Source organism: Cellulomonas fimi (assembly GCF_028583725.1).
Taxonomy (GTDB): Bacteria; Actinomycetota; Actinomycetes; order Actinomycetales; family Cellulomonadaceae; genus Cellulomonas; species Cellulomonas fimi_B.
Genome location: NZ_CP110680.1, coordinates 3,234,286 through 3,257,418 on the forward strand (window position 1 = coordinate 3,234,286; position 23,133 = coordinate 3,257,418).

Annotated in this window: 19 protein-coding genes; 4 read left to right on the top strand and 15 right to left on the bottom strand. The window is 75.1% G+C overall.

Annotated features, from left to right (window positions below; all coding sequences use genetic code 11):
* Window positions 1-6 precede the first annotated feature (6 nt).
* Window positions 7-582 (top strand): DUF5655 domain-containing protein, encoded by a 576-nt coding sequence (locus tag OOT42_RS14610; RefSeq protein WP_273651911.1) that lies wholly within the window; start codon window positions 7-9, stop codon window positions 580-582.
* 21 nt (window positions 583-603) lie between these two features.
* Here OOT42_RS14610 and OOT42_RS14615 read toward each other — a convergent pair whose 3' ends face one another.
* From OOT42_RS14615 to OOT42_RS14645, 7 genes are all read right to left on the bottom strand, one after another.
* On the bottom strand, window positions 604-1,026 hold the full coding sequence (locus tag OOT42_RS14615; RefSeq protein WP_273651912.1) for a pilus assembly protein CpaE: 423 nt from the start codon (window positions 1,024-1,026) through the stop codon (window positions 604-606).
* 61 nt (window positions 1,027-1,087) lie between these two features.
* Window positions 1,088-2,650: a PQQ-binding-like beta-propeller repeat protein gene (locus OOT42_RS14620; RefSeq protein ID WP_273651913.1), complete on the bottom strand. Its 1,563-nt coding sequence runs from the start codon at window positions 2,648-2,650 to the stop codon at window positions 1,088-1,090.
* Between the two features lie 149 nt (window positions 2,651-2,799).
* A complete protein-coding gene (locus OOT42_RS14625; protein ID WP_162351305.1) occupies window positions 2,800-3,801 on the bottom strand; it encodes a sugar phosphate isomerase/epimerase family protein in 1,002 nt (333 codons plus the stop codon).
* Complete coding sequence (locus OOT42_RS14630; RefSeq protein WP_273654852.1) at window positions 3,798-4,979, bottom strand: Gfo/Idh/MocA family protein; 1,182 nt, start codon at window positions 4,977-4,979, stop codon at window positions 3,798-3,800. Before OOT42_RS14630 ends, OOT42_RS14625 begins: the two co-directional genes overlap by 4 nt.
* A gap of 104 nt (window positions 4,980-5,083) precedes the next feature.
* The gene (locus OOT42_RS14635; RefSeq protein ID WP_273651914.1) at window positions 5,084-6,133 is read right to left on the bottom strand and encodes a substrate-binding domain-containing protein; all 1,050 of its coding nucleotides are present in this window, start codon (window positions 6,131-6,133) and stop codon (window positions 5,084-5,086) included.
* 65 nt (window positions 6,134-6,198) lie between these two features.
* Window positions 6,199-7,272 carry an ABC transporter permease gene (locus OOT42_RS14640; protein ID WP_423775905.1) on the bottom strand — a complete coding sequence of 358 codons (1,074 nt, stop codon included), beginning with the start codon at window positions 7,270-7,272 and terminating at the stop codon, window positions 6,199-6,201.
* Window positions 7,269-8,819, bottom strand: a complete 1,551-nt coding sequence (locus OOT42_RS14645; RefSeq protein ID WP_273651915.1) for a sugar ABC transporter ATP-binding protein — start codon at window positions 8,817-8,819, stop codon at window positions 7,269-7,271. The genes OOT42_RS14640 and OOT42_RS14645 overlap by 4 nt, the downstream gene beginning before the upstream one ends.
* A 106-nt stretch (window positions 8,820-8,925) precedes the next feature.
* On the opposite strand from OOT42_RS14645, the gene OOT42_RS14650 reads away from it, so the two are divergent.
* On the top strand, window positions 8,926-10,107 hold the full coding sequence (locus OOT42_RS14650) for an ROK family transcriptional regulator (protein ID WP_273651916.1): 1,182 nt from the start codon (window positions 8,926-8,928) through the stop codon (window positions 10,105-10,107).
* A 40-nt stretch (window positions 10,108-10,147) separates the two neighbouring features.
* Here the strand turns inward: OOT42_RS14650 and OOT42_RS14655 are convergent, their stop codons facing one another.
* From OOT42_RS14655 to OOT42_RS14680, 6 genes are read right to left on the bottom strand one after another with little or no spacing between them, the layout of a single operon-like run.
* A complete protein-coding gene (locus OOT42_RS14655; RefSeq protein WP_273651917.1) occupies window positions 10,148-11,425 on the bottom strand; it encodes a GNAT family N-acetyltransferase in 1,278 nt (425 codons plus the stop codon).
* Entirely contained in the window at window positions 11,422-13,836 is a 2,415-nt protein-coding gene (gene ligA / locus OOT42_RS14660) for an NAD-dependent DNA ligase LigA (protein ID WP_273651918.1), read from the bottom strand. Before ligA ends, OOT42_RS14655 begins: the two co-directional genes overlap by 4 nt.
* Before the next feature lie 47 nt (window positions 13,837-13,883).
* Window positions 13,884-14,333, bottom strand: coding sequence for a hypothetical protein (locus OOT42_RS14665; RefSeq protein ID WP_273651919.1), 450 nt, complete (start codon window positions 14,331-14,333; stop codon window positions 13,884-13,886).
* Window positions 14,334-14,340: 7 nt separating this feature from the next.
* The gene (locus tag OOT42_RS14670) at window positions 14,341-15,369 is read right to left on the bottom strand and encodes a hypothetical protein (RefSeq protein ID WP_273651920.1); all 1,029 of its coding nucleotides are present in this window, start codon (window positions 15,367-15,369) and stop codon (window positions 14,341-14,343) included.
* The gene (gene mnmA, locus OOT42_RS14675) at window positions 15,366-16,568 is read right to left on the bottom strand and encodes a tRNA 2-thiouridine(34) synthase MnmA (protein WP_273651921.1); all 1,203 of its coding nucleotides are present in this window, start codon (window positions 16,566-16,568) and stop codon (window positions 15,366-15,368) included. The genes OOT42_RS14670 and mnmA overlap by 4 nt, the downstream gene beginning before the upstream one ends.
* The gene (locus OOT42_RS14680; protein ID WP_273651922.1) at window positions 16,568-17,767 is read right to left on the bottom strand and encodes a cysteine desulfurase family protein; all 1,200 of its coding nucleotides are present in this window, start codon (window positions 17,765-17,767) and stop codon (window positions 16,568-16,570) included. The genes mnmA and OOT42_RS14680 overlap by 1 nt, the downstream gene beginning before the upstream one ends.
* Window positions 17,768-17,876: 109 nt before the next feature.
* On the opposite strand from OOT42_RS14680, the gene OOT42_RS14685 reads away from it, so the two are divergent.
* Window positions 17,877-18,872, top strand: coding sequence for a phosphotransferase family protein (locus tag OOT42_RS14685; RefSeq protein ID WP_273651923.1), 996 nt, complete (start codon window positions 17,877-17,879; stop codon window positions 18,870-18,872).
* A gap of 64 nt (window positions 18,873-18,936) precedes the next feature.
* Here the strand turns inward: OOT42_RS14685 and OOT42_RS14690 are convergent, their stop codons facing one another.
* Both OOT42_RS14690 and OOT42_RS14695 read right to left on the bottom strand, forming a co-directional pair.
* Window positions 18,937-19,932, bottom strand: coding sequence for an electron transfer flavoprotein subunit alpha/FixB family protein (locus OOT42_RS14690; RefSeq protein ID WP_273651924.1), 996 nt, complete (start codon window positions 19,930-19,932; stop codon window positions 18,937-18,939).
* Between the two features lie 61 nt (window positions 19,933-19,993).
* Window positions 19,994-20,791 carry an electron transfer flavoprotein subunit beta/FixA family protein gene (locus OOT42_RS14695; RefSeq protein ID WP_273651925.1) on the bottom strand — a complete coding sequence of 266 codons (798 nt, stop codon included), beginning with the start codon at window positions 20,789-20,791 and terminating at the stop codon, window positions 19,994-19,996.
* A 120-nt stretch (window positions 20,792-20,911) separates the two neighbouring features.
* Between OOT42_RS14695 and glgX the strand changes: the two genes are divergently transcribed.
* A complete protein-coding gene (glgX, locus tag OOT42_RS14700) occupies window positions 20,912-23,128 on the top strand; it encodes a glycogen debranching protein GlgX (protein ID WP_273651926.1) in 2,217 nt (738 codons plus the stop codon).
* The last annotated feature ends 5 nt before the right edge of the window (window positions 23,129-23,133 follow it).

Sequence of the window (23,133 nt, forward strand, 5' to 3'; positions counted from 1 at the left end):
GACGGCATGGCGACGTCGCCCGACGACATGATGGCCGCGGTCACGGAGGGGATGCGCGGGCGCACCGGACGCGACCTCGCGGAGTGGGTGCACCTCGTGCGGACCGACAGCGGCGTCGACCCGCTCGACCAGATGGCCGTCCGCGCGTGGCTGCGGGACGTGCACGGGGTGCCGCAGAACACGCAGTGGGCGATCGCGTTCTCCGTCGCCGAGTCCGCCGGCTGGCAGCGGCCCAGCGTCGAGGGGTACGTCGACAGCCAGTACACGGGTGCACGCGAGGCGCTGCGCCCGATCTACGACGCGGTCGAGTCCGCGCTCATCGCGCTCGGGGACGACGTCGTGCGCGAGGGGCGCGGCACGTACGTGCCGTTCGTCCGGCGCCGGCAGTTCGCGGCCGTCGCCGCGACCACGACGACCCGGGTCGACGTCGGGCTGCGGTTCGTCGACCCGCCCCACCACCCGCGCCTCGTCCCCGCGAAGGCGCCCGGCTCCGCGACGCACAAGGTGGGGCTCACCGACGTGTCCCAGGTCGACGACGACCTCGTCGCGCTGCTGCGGGTCGCGTACGACCAGAACGGCTGAGCCGACGACGCGCGCCGTCGACTACACGATGCGCTCGACCGCCGCCGTGACGAGCGACAGCAGCGCGTCCGCGTACGCCTCCTCGGCCGAGTCGGCGGTGAACACCTGCTCGGGGTGGCCGGGCCGCTCGACCAGCACCTGGTAGGTGCCGTCGGTCGACCGGGCGAGGCTGCGGAACGTGCCGCCGAGCAGCTCGCGCAGCTGGTCCTCGCGCGGTAGCCACACGGCGTCCTCCTGCGCGACCGAGTCGAGCGCCCACTCGGTCGTCCCGTTGAAGCCGAGGATCGTGCCCGTCGGGTAGTGGTGCGCCTCGATCGTCATCTCGGAGATCGTGAACACCTCCCCCGCCATCTCGGGCTGGATGACGGCGAAGCGGTCACCGGACGCGGGCCGCCAGCGCAGCCCGGCCCCCCGCAGGAGCAGCGCGAGGTCGAGGGAGATCATGCGTCCAGTATCGTCCGCGCACGTCACGAGGGCACGCCCCGCGTCCCGCCGCGGTCCCGGGTCAGCGCAGGACGACCCGCTCGTCGTCGACCGAGACCACGAGACGGCGCAGCCCCGGCGCCACCGACACGTCGTGGACCTCCCCGACGACGCCCAGGTCCGCGAACGTGCGCAGCCAGCGCTCCTCGCCCGTGGCCCAGGACAGGGCCCGCAGCGACGCCCCCGTGCGGACGAGCACCGTGCGGCCGTCGGTCACCGCGAGGTCGGAGTCGACGCCGCCGTCCGTCGACCACACGACCGAGCCGTCGTCGCCGTCGAGCCGGGCGAGCCCCCGGAACGTCCGGACCAGCACGTCGCCGTCGAGCACCGCCAGGGGCAGCCGCGCGTCGGGGGCGTTCCACAGGTCGCCGCCGTCGGTGTCCCGGGCGAGGAAGACCCGCTCGACGATCTCGGTCCGCCCGACGAACGCGACGTCGGGCAGCGAGCCGTCGTCGACCCGGACGGGAAGGACCTCTTCCCCCCGGAGGAGCCCGTCGTCTCCCCGGACCGTCGCGCTGCCCGGGACGACACGACCGTTGCGTGCCGCCGTGACGCGGTCCGCGCCGATGACGCTCACCGTGCCGACGACGGTCGTCTCGTCGAGGACCGCCCCGTCGGCGCCCAGGAGCCACGCGGACGCGCCCAGCCGGACCAGGACCCGACCGCCTCCCGTCGGGTCGAAGTCGACCTGCGGGTAGTCCCACGACGGGTCCGGCCACGGCGGGCCCGTCCGCCCGTCCTCGGTCGACGCCAGCCTGGGCGTCACGTCCTGCGTCCACCGCAGGTCGCCGGTGAGCGGGTCGGTCGCCTCGACCGTCCAGCGCACGGGCGGCTCGTCGCCCGCGGCTCCGCCGTCGGCCGTCTCGCCGCGGACGTGCACCAGGACGTCGCCCACGGGGTGGACCCACGTCGTGGACGTCGTCGCGACGGTGCGGAGGACGGCTCCGGTCGGGACGTCGACCACCCACCACGTCGTCGAGAGGGGCGCACCGTCGAACACCGCGCCCGTCTGGACACCGCACACGGCGGCACGGTCCCGGACGACCGCGGTGCACCACGTGTCGGTCGCGATCGACAGGAAGTCGTCGACGCCCGACGTCGCCGCTGCGGAGGCGACGTCGGCGAGGGTGCCGGTCTCCAGCCAGTACGGGCTGTCCTGCGGGGACGCGGTCACGAGGTCCACGTCGGTCGACCACCGTGTCGACCAGTCGTCCGCGTCCAGCCCGACGACGCGCCAGGTGCCGCGGTCGCGGCTCAGGGCCACGACCGTGCCGGCGACGCGCACGGCGGTGTCGAGGTCGACGTCGGTGGCCGGACCCGGCGACGGGTGAAGGCTCGCGTCGAACGGCTCGACCACCCCGACGGTGCGGGCGTGCCTCTCGGCGAGCGCCGCGTCGGCCGACTCCGTGCGCGCGTCGAGGACGCGCTGCGTGCCGACGACCGCGAGTGCGGCCACCACGATCGCGCCCGCGGCCACGAGGAACGGCCGCCGCGTCGACCGGTCGGGGCTCGGCCGCGCGGTGGTGCCGTCGTCGGCGCCCGCACCGTCCTCGTCGAGCGTGACCCCCTGCATCCCCCCGGCCATGCGCGAACGGTACGGCGTGCGCGTGTCCACGCGCAGGGGGTCCGCACACCCCGTGCGAGCGGGCCGGTGCGGGCGGTCCGGAGGACCGCGGACCGCCCGCACGGCCGGGTCGTCCCCCTCCCCGTGACGACCCGACCGGCGGACCCGCGTCAGCGCGTGCTGAACGCCGCGTCGAACGCGGCGGCGGGCGGGTCGAACGCGTTGCGGCGGACGAACTCGAGCGCCTCGGGGGCGCCGAGCAGGCGGTCCATGCCCGCGTCCTCCCACTCGACCGAGATCGGCCCGTCGTACCCGATGTGGTTGAGCGCCCGGAACGACGCCTCCCACGGCACGTCCCCGCGCCCGGTCGACACGAAGTCCCAGCCGCGCCGCGGGTCGGCCCACGCGAGGTGCGAGGACAGCCGGCCGTTGCGGCCGTTGCCGAGTCGGAGCTTCACGTCCTTGCAGTCGACGTGGTAGATCCGGTCGCGGAACTCGAGGATGAAGTCGACGGGGTCGAGCTGCTGCCACACGAAGTGGCTCGGGTCCCAGTTGAGGCCGAACGCCTCGCGGTGCCCGATCGCCTCGAGGGTGCGCACGGTCGTCCAGTAGTCGTACGCGATCTCGCTGGGGTGGACCTCGTGCGCGAACCGCACGCCGACCTCGTCGAACACGTCGAGGATCGGGTTCCACCGGTCGGCGAAGTCCTGGTAGCCCGCGTCCACGGCCTCCTGCGAGACCGGCGGGAACATCGCGACGTACTTCCAGATGGACGAGCCCGTGAACCCGACGACGGTGTCGACGCCGAGCTTCGCGGCGAACCGCGCGGTGTGCTGCATCTCCTCCGCGGCGCGCTGCCGGACGCCCTCGGGGTCGCCGTCGCCCCACACGCGGTCGGACAGCATGTCGCGGTGCCGCTGGTCGATGGGGTCGTCGCACACGGCCTGGCCCTTGAGGTGGTTCGAGATCGCCCAGACCTTGAGGCCGTGCCGGTCGAGGATCTCGCGGCGCGAGTCGACGTACGCGTCGTCGTCCCAGCGCCACGGGTCGAGGTGGTCGCCCCAGCAGGCGATCTCGAGGCCGTCGTAGCCCCAGCCGGCGGCGAGGCGCGCGACCTCCTCGAACGGCAGGTCGGCCCACTGGCCGGTGAAGAGCGTGATGGGTCGGGTCATCGGGCGTCCTCCGGCTCGGCCGGCGCGGGCGCCGGGATGTCGGTCCAGGTGCTGCGGTCGGCGGCGGACCGCTCGACCGCGTCCAGCACGCGCTGCACCTGCAGCCCGTCGGCGAACGACGGTCGCGGCTGGCGGTGCGCGGCGACGTCGTTCACCAGGTCGACGGCCTGGTGCGTGAACGCGTGCTCGTATCCGAGCCCGTGGCCGGCCGGCCACCACGCGCCGACGTAGGCGTGCTCGGGCTCGGTCACGACGATCCGCCGGAACCCGGCCTCCCACGCGTCCTGGCGGGCGTCGAAGTAGTGCAGGACGTTCATGTCCTCGAAGTCGAACGCGAGCGAGCCGGCCGAGCCGTTGACCTCGACGCGGATCGCGTTCTTGCGGCCGTACGCGAACCGGGTCGCCTCGAACGTCGCGAGGCCGCCGCCGGACAGCCGCGCGAGGAAGACGGCGGCGTCGTCGACGGTGACCGGGCCGGTCGCACCGCTCGCGTCACCGCTGCCCGACAGCCCGCTGAACTCGCCCGCGAGCGGGCGCTCCTTGACGAACGTCTCCAGCAGCGCGGACACCCCGGTGAGGTGCTCGCCGGTGATGAACTGCGCGAGGTCGACGACGTGCGCGCCGATGTCCCCGAGCGCGCCGGACCCCGCCTTCTGCTTGTCGAGCCGCCACGACAGCGGTGCCTGCGGGTCGGCGATCCAGTCCTGCAGGTACTGCGCGCGCACGTGCCGGACGGTCCCGATTCGCCCCTCGGCGACGAGCCGCTGCGCGAGCTGGATCGCCGGGACCCGCCGGTAGGTGAAGCCGACCATGGCCAGCGCCCCGGACGAGCGCGCCGCGTCGGCGGCCCGGACCATCGCCTCGGCCTCCGCGACGGTGTTCGCGAGCGGCTTCTCGCACAGCACGTGCTTGCCCGCCTCGAGCGCGGTCACCGCGATCTCGGCGTGCGTGTCGCCGGGCGTGCACACGTCGACCAGGTCGACGTCGTCGCGCGCGACGAGCGCCTTCCAGTCGGTCTCGGTGTCGCGCCAGCCGAGGCGGTCGGCCGCGGCGCGCACGGCGTCGGCGTTCCGGCCCGCCACGACGGCCAGGTCGGGGTGCATCGGGAGCTCGAAGAAGCGGGGGGCGTTGCGCCAGGCCTGCGAGTGCGCGACGCCCATGAAGGCGTAGCCCACCATGCCGATGCCGAGCCGCGGGAGCGTGCCGGGTGCGGACACGTGTCCTCCTTGGGTCGAGGGTGCGCCGGGCGGGCCTGCGGATCGCCCGCCCGGCGCGGGTTCGGTCAGGACTCGAAGGCCGTCGGCAGGTACTGGTCGACGTTGTCCTTCGTGACGACCGGCGCGAACAGCTGCACGGTGCGCGGCACCTCGACCTCGACGAGGTCGCTCATCGCCTTCTGCTGCACGAGCAGGCGCGCGAGCTTGATGCCGTCGGCGGCCTGCGTCGACGGGTAGATGACCGTCGCCTTGAGCACCGTGTTGTCGGCCTTGATCGCGTCCATGACGTTCTTCGAGCCGGCGCCGCCGACCATGAAGAACTCGTCGCGGCCCGCGTTCTCGATCGCCGCGAGGACGCCGACACCCTGGTCGTCGTCGTGGTTCCAGATCGCGTCGAGCTCGGGCGCGGCCTGCAGGAGGTTGGCCGCAGCGGCCTCGCCGCCCTGGACCGTGAAGTCGGCGGCGACGCGGTTGCTCACCTCGAGCCCGCAGTCCGCGAGCGCGTCGGAGAAGCCGCGGCTGCGGTCCTGCGTGAGCGGCAGCGAGTCGATGCCGGCGATCTCCGCGACCTTCGCGCCCGCGGTGCCGCCGAGCTGCTCGCAGATGTAGTGCCCGGCGCTCACGCCCATGCCGTAGTTGTCGCCGAGGACCGTCGTGCGGGCGGCGTTCGGGTCGTCGAACTCGCGGTCCACGTTGACGACGACGATGCCGGCCTCCATGGCCTGCGTCGCGACCTCGGTGAGCGCGGCGCCGTCGAACGGCAGCAGCACGATCGCGTCGACGCCGTCGTTGATGAACTGCTCGACCTGGCTGATCTGCAGGTTGACGTCGTTCGTCGCCTCGGCCTGGACCAGCTCGACGTCGGAGTACTTCCCGGCCTCGGCGACCGCGGCCTTGGTGATCGCGCCCATCCAGCCGTGGTCGGCGGCGGGAGCGGAGAAGCCGATGGTGACGGTGTCGCCGGGCTCGTCGTTCTCGGTGCCGGGGACGGCTGCGGCGCCCGTGCCGTCGTCCGAGGTGTCCTCGGGCGTGTTCGAGGTACAGCCGACGACGAGGGCGAGCGCGGCGGCGGTGCCGGCGAGCGCGAGCCAGCGGCGGCGCAGGGGTGCGGACATGACGATCCTCCTTGATCGGGATGCTGCAGGGCTGTCGGGGGTGCGAAGGGGATGGGACAGCGGGGCTACGTGACGGAGCGGGACCGCTCGGCGATGCGCTGCTGCAGGAGGACGGCGGCGACGATGATCACGCCTCGCGCGACCGCCTGCGCGGAGATGGACAGGTTGTTCTGCGTGAACACGTTGGTGAGCGTCGTGAAGATGAGCACGCCCAGCACCGTGCCGACGATGGTGCCGCGACCGCCTGCGAGGAGCGTGCCGCCGACGACGACCGCGGCGATCGCGTCGAGCTCGTAGTACAGGCCGTTGGTCGACGACCCGGCCGTGGTGCGGCCGAGCATCATGACGCCGCCGATGCCCGCGGTCAGGCCGGCCAGCGCGTAGAGGTACGTCGTGTGGCGCTTGACGTTGATGCCGGCCAGACGGGCGGCCTCGGGGTTGCCGCCGACGGCGATCGTCCGCCGGCCGAACGTCGTGCGGTTGAGCAGGACCCAGCCCGCGACGGCGACGACGGCGAAGATCCAGACGAGCACCGGGACGCCGAGGAGGTCCTGCCGGAAGGCGTCGAGGAAGCTCTGCACGCGCACGACCTGCGTCTGCCGGTTCGCGATCATCTCGGCGAGACCGCGGGCGGCGACCATCATCGCGAGCGTCGCGATGAACGCGACGACCTTCCCGTACGCGATGAGGACGCCGTTGACGAGTCCCGCCCCGAGCCCCACCGCGAGCGCGGTGACCACGATGACGATCCAGTGGAAGTCGTTCGCCATCGTCTGCGTCGCGAGCGTCGACGCCCACACGGACGAGAGCCCGATGACGGACCCGACGGACAGGTCGATGCCGCCCGCGGTGATCACGAAGGTCATGCCGATCGAGATGACGCCCAGGACCGCCGCGAGACGCAGGATCGTCATGAGGTTGTCGACGCTCGCGAACCGCTCGCCCGCGGTGATGAAGCCGACGAGGCAGACCAGCAGCAGCGCGATGACCAGGCCGAGGTTGCGGCCGGCGGCGCCCCGCAGCGGGTTGCGGAAGCGTCGGTCGACGGCGGTCGCGCCTCCCGACGTCTCGATACGGGCGGACTCGTCCGCGTCGGGGACACGCGCGGACGCGGAGGCGGAGGTTCCCTGCTCGCTCACGCGGCACTTCCTTCCATGACGAGGTCGAGCACGCGGTGCTCGTCGATCTCGGACGCGGGGCCGGTGTGCACGACGCGGCCCTCGGACAGGACGAGGACGCGGTCGGACAGGCCGAGCACCTCGTCGATCTCGCTGGACACGACGACCACGGCGACGCCCTGGGCGGTGAGGTCGGCGACGATGCCGTAGATCTCGGCGCGCGCCCCGACGTCGACGCCGCGGGTGGGCTCGTCGAGCAGCAGGACGCGGCAGCCGTGCACGAGCCAGCGGGCGAGCAGCACCTTCTGCTGGTTGCCGCCGGACAGGGTGCGCGCGGTGCGGTCGGGGTCGGACGGGCGCAGGTCGAGCGCCTGGATCTGCTCGCGCGCCGCGCGCTTCTCGGTCGGCTCGTCGAGGAAGCTCGCGCGGGCCGTGCGGGTGAACGTGGAGAGCGTGATGTTGCGGTAGACGGGCTCGTCGAGCAGGAGCCCCTGGCTCTTGCGCTCCTCGGGGCACAGGCCGATCCCGGCCCGGACCGCGGCACCGACCGAGCCGCCGCGCAGCCGCTTCCCGTCGACGGCCACCGTGCCCGTGGTGGGCCGCCGGGCGCCGAACACCGTCTCGAGCACCTCGGAGCGGCCCGAGCCGACGAGTCCGGCGAGGCCGACGACCTCCCCGGCGCGCACGTCGAAGGACACGTCGTGGAACTCGCCGCGCACGGTGAGCCCGTCGACGGACAGGACGACGGGCGCGTCGTCGGGGACGGCCGGGCGGCGCGGGATCGCGTACTCGACCGTGCGGCCCGTCATGAGCCGGATGAGCTCGGCGGTGGGCGTGCTCGCGACGGGCAGGCCGGTCGCGACCGTGCGGCCGTCCTTGAGGACCGTGATCCGGTCACCGATCTGCCGGATCTCCTCGAGCCGGTGCGAGATGTAGACGACGGCGACGCCCTGCGCGGTGAGCTCCCGCACGACGCGGAAGAGGTTCGCGACCTCCTCGCTGTCGAGCACCGCGGACGGTTCGTCCATGACGATGACGCGCGCGTCGTGGGACAGCGCCCGCGCCATGCTGACGATCTGCTTGCCGGCGGCGGGCAGCGACCCGACCTCGCGGTGCGGGGAGACGTCGCCGTGCCCGAGCCGCCGCAGGAGCTCGCGGGTGCGCTGCGTGGCGGCGCGGCGCTGGGTGAAGCCGCCGCTCGCGAGCTCGTGGCCCAGGTAGATGTTCTCGGCGACGGACAGGCCGTCGACGACGTCGAGCTCCTGGTACATCGTCGCGACGCCGAGGCGCAGGCCGGCGACGGGGCTCGCGATCGTCACGGGCGTGCCGTCGACCAGGATCTCGCCCTCGTCGGGCTGGTGCGCGCCCGCGAGGACCTTGATGAGCGTCGACTTCCCGGCGCCGTTCTGGCCGAGGAGGCAGTGGACCTCGCCCGCGCGGACGTCGAGGTCCACGCCATCGAGGGCGCGGGCGCCGGGGAACTGCTTGACGATGCCGCGCATCTGGAGGATCGGTCGGTCGGGCGAGGTGGCGCCCGGTCGGTCGGTCTGTCGGTCGTCGGTGACCATGCGGCGAACCTAGGGGCACTTTTGACGACGGTCAAGCAAAAGTTGCCGCGGGCGTGGCAGAGTTATGCGAACGTGATCGACGAAAGACGGGTGGTTCACTGTGCGCATGGACGAGCTGACCCGCACCGCGCCACGGCCGACGGGGATCGGCGACATGTTCCAGCTGCTGCGCGACGGCCAGCCCCGCACCCGCTCCGACCTGGCCACTCTCACCGGACAGGCCCGCTCCACGATCGCTGCGCGCGTCGACGCGCTCCTCGGGTCGGGGCTCGTCTCCCCCGCCGGCGAGGCCACCTCGACCGGTGGCCGCCCGCCCGCCACGTTCGCGTTCAACCCTGCCGCGCGCGTCGTCCTCGCGGTCGACCTCGGCGCCACGCACGCCCGGCTCGCCGTCACCGATCTCGCCGGGACCGTCCTCGCGGAGCACGGCGAGGCCATCGCGATCGCCGACGGCCCCGGCCCTGTGCTCGACCGCGTCGCCGAGCTCGGCCGGCAGCTCCTCGGCACCGCCGGGCGGGACCCGGGCGACCTCGTCAGCGTCGGCGTCGGCCTGCCGGGACCCGTCGAGCACTCCACCGGCCGCCCCATCAACCCGCCGATCATGCCCGGCTGGGACGACGCCGACGTGCCCGGCCACCTGACCCGCCTGCTGGGCGTCCCCGTCCTGGTCGACAACGACGTCAACATCATGGCGCTGGGCGAGCACGCGACCGCCTGGCGGACCGTCGACCACCTGCTGTTCGTCAAGGTCGCCACCGGCATCGGCGCCGGGATCATCTCCGACGGCGCGATCCGCCGCGGCGCCCAGGGCGCCGCCGGCGACCTCGGCCACATCGCCGTCCCCGGCGGTCTCGACCTGCCCTGCCGGTGCGGCAACACCGGCTGCCTCGAGGCCGTCGCCGCCGGACCCGCGATCGCCGCCGCGCTGCGCGAGCAGGGCCTCGCCGCGGGCAGCAGCGCCGACGTCGTCGCGCTCGTCCGCGCCGGCGACGTCGCCGCCGGGCGCGAGGTCCGCGAGGCCGGGCGGCACATCGGTGAGGTGCTCGCCGCGTGCGTCAGCCTGCTCAACCCGTCGATGATCGTCGTCGGCGGGATCGTCGCCGAGGCCGGGGAGCACCTGCTCGCGGGCATCCGCGAGGTCGTCTACCGGCGGTCCCTGCCGCTCGCCACGCAGCACCTGCGCATCGTCACGACCCGCACCGGCGTGCGGGCCGGCGTGCTCGGCGCGGCCGCGATGGCCGCCGAGCACGTGCTCTCCCCCACCGCGATCGACGCGCTCGTCGGCTGACGCACCGGCCACCCGCCGGCGCCCGTCGCGCGCGCCCCGCTCAGGAGCCGAGCGGCCGCGCGAGGTACTCGTAGCGGTCGGCCGGTGCGAACCCCAGCCCCGTGTACAGCCGCGCCGCCGCAGTGTTGTGCGGCTCGACCTGCAGGAACGCACGGCGCGCACCGCGCGTCCGGGCCGCGTCCAGCGCCCGCAGCGTGAGCGTCCGCGCGAGCCCGCGCCGTCGCGCCTCGGGCACCACGACCAGGCAGGACAGGCCGACCCAGTCCTCCGCGAACGCCGCCCGGACCACGGCCAACGGGCGGCCCCCGTCGAGCGCGGTCAGATAGATCCCGGGCGACCCGTCGAGGATCGCGCGCGCCGTCCCCACGTCGGCGCCCGCGCTCTTCACGCCGATCCACGCCGCGAGCCACGCGTCGTCGGGGTGCGCCGCGACCCGCACGTCGACACCGCCGCCCACGTGCGCCGACGGGCCGTCGACGGCACGGACCAGCACGTCGGCGCCCGAGACCGGCGCGTACCCGCGCGCCAGCAGCACGTCGCGCAGCGTGGGACCGCCCGTCGTCGGGCCGACGCGGAACGTCGACGGCAGGCCAGCCGCGCGGTACACGGCCTCCACCTCGTCGACCGCCGCGTCGAGGTCGGCGGCCCGGGTCAGCGGCAGCGCGCTGTTCGCGCGCCGGGTCAGCCCGCCCGACTCGCCCACGCGCCAGCCGTCCGTCGTCACGGTCGTGCGCAGCGCCGGCCACGTGGCGGCCTCGACGACCGCACCCGGTGCGTCCGGCGGCGTCCACGTGCGCACGCGTACGCACAGGCCGTGGTGGCTCCAGTCGCGCGGCTCGTCGTGCACGAACCCGAGGCGGTCGTAGAGCCGCTGCGCGGCCTGCATCGCGTCGCTCGTCGACAGGACGACGCGTCGCGCGCCCTCCGCGACCGCGTGCCGCAGCGCGTGCGTCATGAGCGCCTCCGCGACCCCGCGTCCGCGGGCCTCTGGCGCGACCGCGAGCATCCGGATCTCCAGCTCGCCGGGCTCGGCGACCTCCGCGTACGACGTGCCGTACGGGGCGAGCGTGACGGTCCCGACGACGACGTCCGAGCCCGTCCCCGCCGTCGCCCCGCCCGGGTCCCGGGGCACGGCCGCGACCAGCAGGATCGCCTCGCGCGCCCGGCGCCGCGCGTCCCGCAGCTCGGCCGTGTAGTCGTCCTCGTCGCGCAGCAGCCCGTCGGCCACGTACGCCTCGGCGGTCAGCGCGCCGGCGTCGTCGACGTCCTCGGGGGTCGCGCGCCGGACGACCGGTCCGGTGTCGACCGCGACCTTCACGCGTCGCCGCCGTCCGCGTGGGCGTCGCCCGGGGCGTCGCCGCCCGCCGGTGCGTGCACCGCGTCCGGGCCGCCGGCGAGCAGCGCCTCGAACCCGGCCTCGTCGAGGATCCGCAGCCCGAGCTCGCGCGCCTTGGTCTCCTTGCTGCCTGCGTTCTCGCCCACGACGACGAAGTCGGTCTTCTTGGAGACGCTCCCCGCGGCCTTGCCGCCGCGCGACAGGATCGCCTCCTTCGCCTCGTCGCGGCTGAACCGCTCGAGCCCGCCGGTGACGACGACGGTCAGCCCGCGCGCGGTCCCGCTCTCGTCGGTGACCTCGAGCGTGCGCGTCACGCCCTCGGCAGCGGCGTCCTCCATCCGGACACCCGCGGCGGCCCACGCGTCGACGATCGCCGCGTGCCACGGCGTCGCGAACCAGTCGACGAGCGACTGCACGATCGTCGGCCCGACGCCCTCGACGCCCGACAGCCGCTCGGCGGCGACGGCCGGGTCCCCCTCGACCACTTCGCGCAGGCGCGTCATCGACCGGAACTCCTGCGCGAGCGCGCGCGCGGCGGTCGGCCCGACGTTGCGGATGCTCAGCGCGACGAGCACACGCCAGAGCTCCTTCTCCTTCGCGAGGTCGAGCTGGTCGAGCAGCGTCCGGGCGGCGGCCGACGGCTCCCAGTCCGGCAGGGTCCGGCCGTCGGCCTCCGCACGCGCGCGCTCGGCCTTGGACCACGTGAGCTGGCGGCGGAACGGTGCGCGGCGCCGCACGTTCCCGTCCTCGTCCTCGCGCGGCAGGCCCGTCTCCGGGTCGCGGACGACGACCTCGATCTCCCCGAGCGTGCGCAGGCTCGTCTCGCGCACGCGTGCGCGCTCCTCCTCGGACGCGTCCGGCGCGTAGCCGACGAGCGCGAAGAGGTCCGCCTCGGTCCGCAGCGGCGGCACCTCCGGCACGACGGGCTGCGTGAGCGCGGCGGCGGTCACCTCGCCGAGCGCCTCGATGTCGAACGCACCGCGCGAGCCGATGTGCTCGACGCGTCCCAGCACCTGCGCGGGGCACGACTCGGCGTTCGGGCAGCGCAGGTCGACGTCCCCCTCGCGCATGGGGCGCAGCGGCGTGCCGCACACCGGGCAGTCGGTCGGCATCTGCCACTCGACGCGCTCGACGGTGTCGTCGGGAGCCGCGGGGGCCGGCCCGACGATCTCGGGGATGACGTCGCCCGCCTTGCGCAGCACGACCATGTCGCCGACCTTGACGCCCTTGACCTTCACGACGTCCTGGTTGTGCAGCGTCGCCTGCCGCACGGTGCTGCCCGACACGAACACCGGCTCCATCACGGCGAACGGCGTCGCGCGCCCGGTGCGCCCGATGCCGACCTCGATCGCGAGCAGGCGCGTCACGACCTCTTCGGGCGGGTACTTGTAGGCGATCGCCCAGCGTGGCGCGCGGCTGGTCGCGCCGAGGCGGCGCTGGAGGTCGATCTCGTCGACCTTGACGACGATGCCGTCGATCTCGTGCTCGACGTCGTGCCGGTGCTCGCCGTAGTACGCGATCATCTCCCGCACGCCGTCGAGGCCGTCGACCACGCGCGTGTGGCCCGACGTCGGCACGCCCCACGACGCGAGCAGGTCGTACACCTGCGACTGCCGCGTGATGCCGGGGCCGCCGCCCGCGCCCCAGCGCAACGCGCCGATGCCGTGCGCGTACATCCCGAGCGGCCGCGTCGCCGTCACGCGCGGGTCCTTCTGCCGCAGCGAGCCCGCCGCCGCGTTGCGCGGGTTCGCGAACGGCGGCTTCCCGGCGGCGACCTGCGCCTCGTTGAGCCGCTCGAACGCCTCGACCGGCAGGAACACCTCGCCGCGGATCTCGATGAGCTCGGGGTGGGTCGAGGGGTCGCCCGCGAGCGCGTCGGGGATCGAGGCGATCGTGCGCACGTTGAGCGTGACGACCTCGCCCGTGCGCCCGTCGCCCCGCGTCGCCGCCCGAACCAGGCGGCCCTTCTCGTACAGCAGCGCGATCGCGAGCCCGTCGATCTTCAGCTCGCACAGGTAGTGCGGCGACGCGCCGCCCAGGTCGCGCAGCGCGCGGTCCGCCCACGCCGCGACGTCCTCGTCGGAGAACGCGTTGTCGAGCGAGAGCATGCGCTCGACGTGGTCGACCGTCGCGAAGTCCGTGGAGAACGTGCCGCCCACGCGCTGCGTCGGCGAGTCCGGCGTCAGCAGTCCCGGGTAGCGCTCCTCGAGCGCCTGGAGCTCGCGCATCCGGGCGTCGTACTCCGCGTCCGACGACGGCGGCGCGTCAAGGATGTAGTAGGCGAACTGGTCGGCGTCGATGCGCTCCGCCAGCTCGGTCCACCGGTGCCGGGCATCGGCGGGGACCTCCTGGTCGGGCGCGGTCGCGAGGGCGTCGTCGGCGGCGTCGGTCACCCGCACATCATCGCGCCCGCCGCCCACACGCGCCGCCAGGCCCGCGGTCAGCGCGCGTCGCGCAGCCGGGGCACGACGAGCAGCGCCACCGCGCCCACGACCCCGCCGACGGCCAGCACGGTCGCCACCGCCGCGAGCCCCGCGGGCGCCGACGTCACGACGACCTCCTGCCGCTCGCCGTCGACCTCCCACGAGCACACCGCCTGCGGCGGCAGCGCACCGTACGACACCTCGGCCCCGGCCTCGTCCGCCGCGTACGCCTCGAGGCACGGCTCGCCGCCCGCGGCCGACGCCTCGAGCGTCCGCGCCCCGACGGACAGCCACAGCACGACGAGCACGACGATCCCGACGATCGCCGCACCGCTCGCGAGCAGCACCCCGAGCGCCTGCCGCCGGGAGCGCAGGATCGCCTGGCGCGGGCTGGGGCCCGTGCTCAGGGGCTCGCGCACGGGCTCGCCGCTCGCACCGCCGGTCGGCTCGTTGGTCGGCTGGGTCATCGCTCGCTCATGCCTCCGCTCGTTCCGCCACGATCCGGCCGGCCCGCACGAGCCCGGCCAGGGCCGCGCGCGCGTCGTCGGGCGACGACCGCCCGGGCGCCTCGCCGGCCAGCAGCACCACGTCGTTCAACCCGGCCTGCGGCAGCCCGACGGACCGCCACGGCCGCGTCAGCGCGTCCGCCTGCCCGACCACGTCGGGGCCGGCGCACTGCGACGACGCCTGCGGGGGCAGCTCGGCCCACAGCCGCAGCCCGCCCTCGACGGCCTCGGCGACGCGCTCCCAGCCCTGCTCGCCGATGCCGCCGACCGCGAGCGCGAGCCCGTCGACGCCGGCCGCCCGGATCGCGGGCACCGCGGCCCAGGCCGTGCCGCCGTGCACAGCGACCGCCGACGCACCCGCCGACCGCACCCCCGAGGCGACCGTGGCGATCCGCTCGGCCGCGACCGGTCCGCGCACCGCGCGCAGCGCGGCGTACCCGGAGAACGTGGGCAGCACGCCCGCGACGACCTGCGTGAGCAGCGGCTCGTGCAGCAGCACGGTGACCTCGGCGCCGGGGACGACGCGGCGCACGGCGGCGACGTGCTCGCCCGCGCCCAGCGCGAGCGACTCCGCGAGCTCGCGCACCGCGCCCGCGTCGGAGAGCACCCGGTCGCCGCGAGCGAGGTAGAGGCTCGCGGCGAGCGTCAGCGGGCCGGCCACGGGCACGACGAGCGGCCCGGTGTAGCCGTGCGCCGCGACCGCGAGCGCGTCGAGGTCCTCCCGCACCAACGCGCGCGCCCGGGCGAGGTCGCCGCCGGGCCGGTCGGCGAGCTTCCAGCCGTGCGGACCGAGCTCGGCGGGCAGCTCCTCGAGCACCGCGGCGGCGTGACCGGCACGGTCGCCCCACGGACCGCGCGCGGGCAGCAGCACGGTGAACGGCAGGCCCTGGAGCTCGGACGGCGTGTCGACGAGGTCGCCGACGACGGACGACTGGGCCTCGAGCGCGTCCGTGCCGGGCCACGGTCCGGTCCCGCTGACCCCGGGTCGGCCGCTCACCGGTGTACGCCCGCGGGCACGGCACGGGGCGTCGCGACGGCGTCGCTCCCCCCGTCCGACGACGACGCGCCGGCGGTCCCCGGAGGCGTCGGGCCCGGGGCCGGCGGCGCCGGTCGTCGGGTGCCGGTCACGGTGGCCTGACCGAGCACGCGCGTGCCGTCGTAGACGACGAGCGACTGCCCGGGCGCGACGCCCCGCAGACCCGCGGCGGCGTCGACGTCCACGCGCACGGCCCCGCCCGGTGCGGCGGTCGCGACGGCGGCGACGGGGACCCCGTGCGCCCGCACCTGCACCTCGCACGCGAAGGCCGCGCTGCCGGGCGTGGCAAACCACACGGCCCGGTCCGCCTCGACGGTCCCGACGGCGAGCTCCTCGGCGGACCCGACGACGACGCGGTTGCGCACCGGCTCGACCGACAGCACGTACCGCGGCTTCCCGTCGGCGGCCGGCCGGCCGAGCGCGAGCCCCTTGCGCTGCCCGACGGTGTACGCGTACGCGCCGTCGTGCCGCCCGAGGACCTCCCCCGACGTGTCGACGATGTCGCCCTCGCGCGACCCGAGCCGGTCGCGCAGGAAGCCCTGGGTGTCGCCGTCGGCGACGAAGCAGATGTCGTACGAGTCGGGCTTGGCCGACACCGACAGGCCGCGCGCGGCGGCCTCGGCGCGGGTCTCGTCCTTCGACGCGACCTCGCCGAGCGGGAACAGCGACCGCGCGAGCCGCTCGGGCCCCATGACGGCGAGCACGTACGACTGGTCCTTGGCCGCGTCGCGCGCGCGGTGCAGCTCGCGCGTGCCGTCGTCGCGCACCTCGATGCGCGCGTAGTGGCCGGTGCACACGGCGTCGAAGCCGAGCGCGACGGCCTTGTCGAGCAGCGCCGCGAACTTGATGTGCTCGTTGCAGCGCACGCACGGGTTCGGCGTGCGGCCCGCCTCGTACTCGGCGAGGAAGTCGGCGACGACGGTGTCCTCGAACCGCTCGGACAGGTCCCACACGTAGTACGGGATCCCGAGGACGTCGGCGGCCCGCCGCGCGTCGCCCGCGTCCTCGATCGAGCAGCACCCGCGCGAGCCCGTGCGGAACTGGTCGCGCGTGCGCGACAGCGCCATGTGGACGCCGACGACGTCGTGCCCGGCGTCGACGGCGCGCGCGGCCGCGACCGCCGAGTCGACGCCGCCGGACAGGGCGGCCAGGACGCGCATCAGGCCACCACCGGCGTCTTCCCACGACCGGCGAGCCCGGCGGCCCGCGCGCGCTCGACGACACCCGGCAGGGCGGCATGCAGCGCGGCGACGTCCGCCTCGGTCGACGTGTGCCCGAGCGTGAACCGCAGCGCGCCCCGCGCGTCGTCCTCGTCGACGCCCATCGCGAGCAGCACGTGGCTCGGCCGCGGCACGCCCGCCTGGCAGGCCGACCCCGTCGACGCCTCGACGCCCGCGGAGTCGAGCAGGTACAGCAGCGAGTCGCCCTCGCAGCCCGGGAACGTGAAGTGCGCGTTCGCGGGCAGCCGCCGCGCGGTGTCCGCCGGGCCGCGCAGCACCGCGTCGGGGACGGCGGCCCGGACGCCCGCGACGAGCCGGTCGCGCAGCGCACCCACGCGAGCCGCGTGCGCGGGCCGCTCGCGCACCGCCTCGTCGAGCGCCGCCGCGAACGACGCGAGGAGCGGCGCCGCGAGCGTGCCGGACCGCACGCCACGCTCCTGCCCGCCGCCGTGCAGCACGGGCGTGAGGTCGAGCCCGCGCCGCGCGAGCAGCGCGCCGACCCCGCCCGGGCCGCCGACCTTGTGTCCTGAGACCGTCATGGCATCCAGCCCGGACGCCGCGAAGTCGACGGGCACCTGCCCCACCGCCTGCACCGCGTCCGCGTGCACCGGGACCCCGTGCCTCCGTGCGAGCGCCACGACGTCGTCGAGCGGCTGCAGCGCACCGACCTCGTTGTTCGCCCACATGACCGACAGCAGCGCCGCCTGCGGGCCGTTCTCCTCGAGCTCCTCGCGCAGCGCCGCGACGTCCACCACGCCGTCGGCGTCGACCGGCAGCAGCACCAGCTCGGCGCCCGCGTGCTCCGCCATCCAGAACGCCGGGTCCAGCACCGCGTGGTGCTCGACGGCCGACACGAGGATCCGGCGCCGCGACGGGTCCTGCGTGCGCCGCGCCCAGAACAGGCCCTTGACCGCGAGGTTGTCCGCCTCGGTCCCGCCGGACGTCCACACGACCTCGCTGGGCCGCGCACCGAGCGCCGCCGCGGCCGTCTCGCGCGCCTCCTCGACGACCCGACGCGCCGCCCGCCCGGCCGCGTGCAGCGACGACGGGTTGCCCGGGCGTGCGAGCTGCTCGGTGAGCACGCGCACGGCCTCCGGGAGCATGGGCGTGGTCGCCGCATGGTCGAGGTACGCAGTCATCCGCACCAGTCTACGAACGCGCGCGCGGGACCTCGTCGGGCGGCCACCGGCGCGCGCCGGTGGCCGGAGGGTGGTCTCACCCTCAGACGAGGTGGACGGGCCTGGCAGGATGTGCGCCGTGAGTGCCGACGAGGTCATCGCCCTGCCGCCCGCGTTCAGCGGCCAGCGGCTGGACTGGCGTGACCTGCCCCGGCACGTCCGTGAGCGCATCAACGCGCTCGCGGGCTCGCAGGTGACCGCCGAGATCAGCGCGACCAGCGGCTTCAGCCCCGGTTTCGCCGCGGTCCTCGAGGTCGCCGACGGCCGCGGGGTGTTCGTGAAGGCCGTCTCCACCGAGCAGAACCCCGTCTCGCCGCACCTCGCGCGCGCCGAGATCCGCGTCGCCCAGGCGCTGCCCCCGCAGGTGCCCGCACCCCGGATGCTGTGGTCCGACGACGACGGCGACTGGGTCATCCTCGGCTTCGAGGTCGTCCACGGCCGCTCGCCCGAGCTGCCGTGGCGTCCCGCCGACCTGTCGGCCGTCGCCGACGCCGTGGGAGCGCTTGCGGACGTCGAGCCGCTGCCCGGCCACGACCTGCCCCGCATCGACGACGTGCTCGCGGAGGACTTCACCGGGTGGCGGCGGCTCGTCGACCTCGACGAGGCGACGCGCGAGGGTGTCGTCGCCCGGGCCGGGGACCTCGGGCAGTGGGCGCGCGAGCACCACGAGAAGCTCGTCCTCTGGGAGCAGGAGGCCCTGCGCGTCTGCGCGGGCGACGCGCTCGTGCACGGCGACCTGCGCGCCGACAACGTGATGATCGACGACCAGCACCGCGTGTGGCTCATCGACTGGCCGCACGCGGCGATCGGCGCCCCGTGGCTCGACTGGGCGTTCATGCTGCCGAGCGTGAGCCTCCAGGGCGGCGGCGACCCGGACGTCGTGTTCCGCGCGTCCGCGGTCAGCGAGGGTGTCACGGGCGACGACCTGCGCGCCGTCCTCGCGGGCCTGTCGGGCTACTTCGTCGCGTCGTCGCTGCAGCCCCCGCCCCCGGGCATCCCGAACCTGCGCCGCTTCCAGGCCGCGCAGGGCGTCGCCGCCCTCCGCTGGCTCCGCGACCTCTCCTGATCCCCCGCCGCCAGGGGTGCCGTCCGCACCCGCGGAACGGCACCCCTGTCGTCGTCGACGCGGATCAGGACTCGGACGTCAGGCGGCGGAGCTCCGCCGCGGCCTGCGGGAGGACCGTGAACAGGTCGCCCACGACGCCGAAGTCGGCGATCTCGAAGATGGGCGCGTCGGCGTCGGAGTTGATCGCGACGATCGTGCCGGACGCCTGCATGCCGCCGCGGTGGTGCACGGCCCCGGAGACGCCCGCGCCGATGTAGAGCCGCGGGGAGACGGTCACGCCGGTCTGGCCGATCTGCGCGTCGTGGCCGATCCACCCCTCGTCGGTCGCGACGCGCGTGGCGCCGACGGCGCCGCCGAGGACGTCGGCGAGCTCCTCGACGGCCGAGAAGTCGCCCTCGGTGCCGCGACCGCCGACGACCACGACGTGCGCGCTGCCCAGGTCGGGGCGGCCGCTCGTGGGCCGCTCCGACCGCTCGACGACCGTGACGCGCCGGGCGCTCTCGGACGCCGTCACCGCGTGGTCCACGACCGCGGGCGCCCCACCGGTCGCGGAAGCGTCGACGACGACGGAGTTCGCCTTCACCGTGACGACGGCGAGCGGCGCGGTCACGGCGCAGCGGGTGTTCCACGTGCCGGCGAACACGGTCTTGGACGCGACGTAGCGGCCGTCCTCGACGACGAGCCCGTCGGCGTCGGTGACGACCCCGGCGCCGGTGGCGACCGCGAGGCGCGCGGCGGCCTCCTTGTTCTCGAACGAGGACACGAGCAGCACGAGCCCGGCACCGGTCGCGGCGACGAGCGAGCCGAGGGCCTCGGCGAGCACGGCCGACAGGTGCAGGTCGGCGTCGGTGACGACGCGGTGGACCTGGGTGACGCCGAGGGCGCCGAGGTCGGCGAGCACGTCGGGGGACGGCTCGGAGTCGGCCGGCCACACGCCGTGCACGCCGGCGCCGCCGGACAGCGCCGCGGCGAGCGTCGCGATCTCCCGCACGGGGCTGCGCAGCGCGCCCTCGGGCGTGTGGTCGAGCAGGACGAGGACGGGCGCTGTCGTTCCGGTCACGGCGTTCTCGATTCTCGGGTGGTGCGAGGGCCCGGGCGTCCGGGCGGTACGGACGGAGGGCTCAGACGAGCTTGTTCTCGACGAGGTAGCGCGCGAGCTTCACGCCCGCCTCGCCGTCGTCGGTGACGAGCACGCGGTTGTCGCGCGCGGGACGGGCGGCGGCGGCGACCACCGAGGTGCGCGCACCCGCGGCGCCCACGTCCGACGCCTCGAGGCCCAGGTCGGCCAGCGTGAGCGTCGTGACCGGCTTCTTGCGGGCCGCCATGATGCCCTTGAAGTTGGGGTAGCGCGGCTCGTTGGCCTGGTCCGTCACGGAGACGACGGCGGGCAGCGACGCCTCGAGGACCTCGGTCGCGTGGTCGAGGTTGCGGCGCACGCGCACCGTCCGGGCGGCGGCGTCGACCGCGAGCTCGGCGGCGAGCGGCAGCGCGGGCAGGTCGAGCAGCGTCGCGAGCGCCGTCGGGAGGAGCGAGGTGAGGCCGTCGAGGCCCGCCATGCCGGTGACCACGAGGTCGACGGGCTCCTGCGCGGCGAGGTGCTGCACGGCGGCGGCGAGCACACGCGCGGTCCCGATCGCGTCGGACCCGGCGATCGCGTCGTCGACCACGTGCACGGCCTCGTCGGCGCCCATCTGCAGGCCCTTGCGGACCGCGTCCGCGGCGTCCTCGGGCCCGACGGTCAGCGCGACGACGGACCCGTCGCCGAGGGACTCGACGAGCGCGAGCGCCGCCTCGAGGGCGTTCTCGTCCAGCTCGTTGAGCGTGCCGTCCCCGCCGTCGCGCACCACGCGACCGTCGGGGCCGAGGGCCCGCTCCGACTGGATGTCCGGGACGTGCTTGACGCAGACGACGATCCTCACGGCGGAGACGTTACCGCCCGCGGCGCCAGCCACGGACCGCCGTGTCGAGGGGCGGAAACCTGGCCCGGGACGACGTCGCGACCCACGCCGGACCCACGCCGGACACGTCCGTCCAGCACAATGACCGGTGTGAGTGCGACCGCCCCGTCCCGACGGCCGCCCCGGCTCGGTGCCCACGTGACCGACGAGGGGGTCGACGTCGCGGTGCTCGCGTCGCACGCGACCGCGGTCGAGCTGTGCCTGTTCGACGGCGTCGAGGGGACGCTCACGGAGCGGCGGATCACGCTGTCGGGTCCGGTCCAGGGCGTGTTCTCGGCGTCGGTGCCGGGCATCCGCCCGGGGCAGCGCTACGGGTTCCGGGCGCACGGCCCGTGGAACCCGGCGGCGGGCCTGCGCTACAACCCGATGAAGCTGCTGGTCGACCCGTACGCGCGGGGGCTCGTGGGTGATGTCGAGCACGTCGCCTCGACGTACGGGCACGTGGTGGACGACGACCTGCGCGGCGACCCGTACGGCGCCGCCGACCACCGCGACTCGGCCGGTCACGTCCCGTTCTCGGTCGTCGTGGACACGCGGTCCCTGCCAGGCCCGGACCCGGCGGCCAACCGCCCGTGGACGCCATGGGCGCACACGGTCGTGTACGAGGCGCACGTCAAGGGCCTCACGGCGCTGCACGACGCCCTGCCGGCCGAGCTGCGCGGCACCTACGCGGGGCTCGCCCACCCGGCGGTGGTCGACCACCTCCTGGGCCTCGGGGTGACCGCCGTCGAGCTGCTGCCGATCCACGCGTTCTCCTCGGAGCCGCACCTCGTCGAGAAGGGCCTCACGAACTACTGGGGCTACTCGACGCTCGGCTACTTCGCGCCGCACGCGGCGTACGCGACGAAGGAGGCCCGCGCGCTCGGCCCCGAGGCGGTGCTCGACGAGGTCCGCCGCGCGGTGCACGACCTGCACGAGGCAGGCCTGGAGGTGCTGCTCGACGTCGTCTACAACCACACGTGCGAGGGCGGGCTGCCGGGCCAGCACCTGTCGTGGCGGGGTCTCGACGCGACGCTGTACTACGCGCACGACGGCGGGGTCCCGGCCCGGCTCGCCGACGTGACCGGCACGGGCAACACGCTCGACTTCCGCCGCCCGGCCGTGGTGGGGATGACGCTCGACTCGCTGCGCTACTGGGCGGACGTCGTCGGGGTGGACGGCTTCCGGTTCGACCTGGCGGTGACGCTGGGCCGCGACGCGGACGGCTTCACCCCCGACCACCCGCTGCTGGTCGCGGCGCAGGTCGACCCGAGCCTGCACGGCCTCAAGCTCATCGCGGAGCCGTGGGACGTCGGCCCGGGCGGCTGGCGCACGGGGCAGTTCCCGCCGCCGTTCGCCGAGTGGAACGACCGGTTCCGCAACGCGACGCGGTCGTTCTGGCTGGCCGACCCCGCCCGGGCGGCGCACGGGCTCCCGGGCCACCGTGTCCGGGACCTCGCGACGCGGCTCGCGGGCTCGGTCGACCTGTTCGGGCACACCGACCCGCCGCTCATGCGCGGCCCGGCCGCGTCGGTGAACTACGTGACGGCGCACGACGGGTTCACGCTCGCGGACCTCGTCGCGTACGACCACAAGCACAACGCGGCGAACGGCGAGCAGAACCGCGACGGCACGGACGACAACCGCTCGTGGAACCACGGCGTGGAGGGCCCGCTGCACCTGGAGGGTCCGGGCGCGGACATCGTGCCGCTGCGCCGCCGCTCGATCCGCAACCTGCTGGCGACGCTCGTGCTCGCCGCAGGCACCCCGATGATCACGGCGGGCGACGAGCTGGGTCGCACGCAGCACGGCAACAACAACGCCTACTGCCAGGACAACGAGACGTCGTGGCTGAGCTGGGACCTCGCGCCGTGGCGCAAGGACCTGCTGGCGACCGCCCGCTGGCTGCTCCTGCTGCGGCGCGAGCACCCGGCGCTGCGCGCGGACCGGTTCTACTCGGGCCGACCGCTGCTGCCGGGCCGCCGCCCGGACCTCGCCTGGTACGACGCGCTCGGGACGCCGTTCGACCACGCCCGCTGGCACGACCCGTCGGTGCGCACGCTGCAGATGGTGCGCACCGCGCCGCCGCCCGGCGACGACACCGTGATGCTCGTCGTGAACGGCGCGCTCGACTCGGTGACCGTGGTGCTCGCGGACGAGCACGGCGGGCGCTGGCGGCTCGCGTGGGACTCGGTGTGGGAGCGCCCGGCCGACGAGCGCGCGGAGGCGATCGCGGGCGGGCTGCACGCGGAGCCCGGCGAGACGACGGTCCTCGACCCGCTGAGCATGCGGGTGTACGTGCTCGACCGGGCGGAGTGACGCCC

Bases quoted from the DNA above. Each gene is read 5' to 3' on its own strand.
- OOT42_RS14610 (WP_273651911.1), top strand. From the start codon at position 7: ATGGCGACGTCGCCCGACGACATGATGGCCGCGGTCACGGAGGGGATG.
- OOT42_RS14615 (WP_273651912.1), bottom strand. From the start codon at position 1,026: ATGATCTCCCTCGACCTCGCGCTGCTCCTGCGGGGGGCCGGGCTGCGC.
- OOT42_RS14620 (WP_273651913.1), bottom strand. From the start codon at position 2,650: ATGGCCGGGGGGATGCAGGGGGTCACGCTCGACGAGGACGGTGCGGGC.
- OOT42_RS14625 (WP_162351305.1), bottom strand. From the start codon at position 3,801: ATGACCCGACCCATCACGCTCTTCACCGGCCAGTGGGCCGACCTGCCG.
- OOT42_RS14630 (WP_273654852.1), bottom strand. From the start codon at position 4,979: ATGGTGGGCTACGCCTTCATGGGCGTCGCGCACTCGCAGGCCTGGCGC.
- OOT42_RS14635 (WP_273651914.1), bottom strand. From the start codon at position 6,133: ATGTCCGCACCCCTGCGCCGCCGCTGGCTCGCGCTCGCCGGCACCGCC.
- OOT42_RS14645 (WP_273651915.1), bottom strand. From the start codon at position 8,819: ATGGTCACCGACGACCGACAGACCGACCGACCGGGCGCCACCTCGCCC.
- OOT42_RS14650 (WP_273651916.1), top strand. From the start codon at position 8,926: ATGGACGAGCTGACCCGCACCGCGCCACGGCCGACGGGGATCGGCGAC.
- OOT42_RS14665 (WP_273651919.1), bottom strand. From the start codon at position 14,333: ATGACCCAGCCGACCAACGAGCCGACCGGCGGTGCGAGCGGCGAGCCC.
- mnmA (WP_273651921.1), bottom strand. From the start codon at position 16,568: ATGCGCGTCCTGGCCGCCCTGTCCGGCGGCGTCGACTCGGCGGTCGCG.
- OOT42_RS14680 (WP_273651922.1), bottom strand. From the start codon at position 17,767: ATGACTGCGTACCTCGACCATGCGGCGACCACGCCCATGCTCCCGGAG.
- OOT42_RS14685 (WP_273651923.1), top strand. From the start codon at position 17,877: ATGTGCGCCGTGAGTGCCGACGAGGTCATCGCCCTGCCGCCCGCGTTC.
- glgX (WP_273651926.1), top strand. From the start codon at position 20,912: ATGACCGGTGTGAGTGCGACCGCCCCGTCCCGACGGCCGCCCCGGCTC.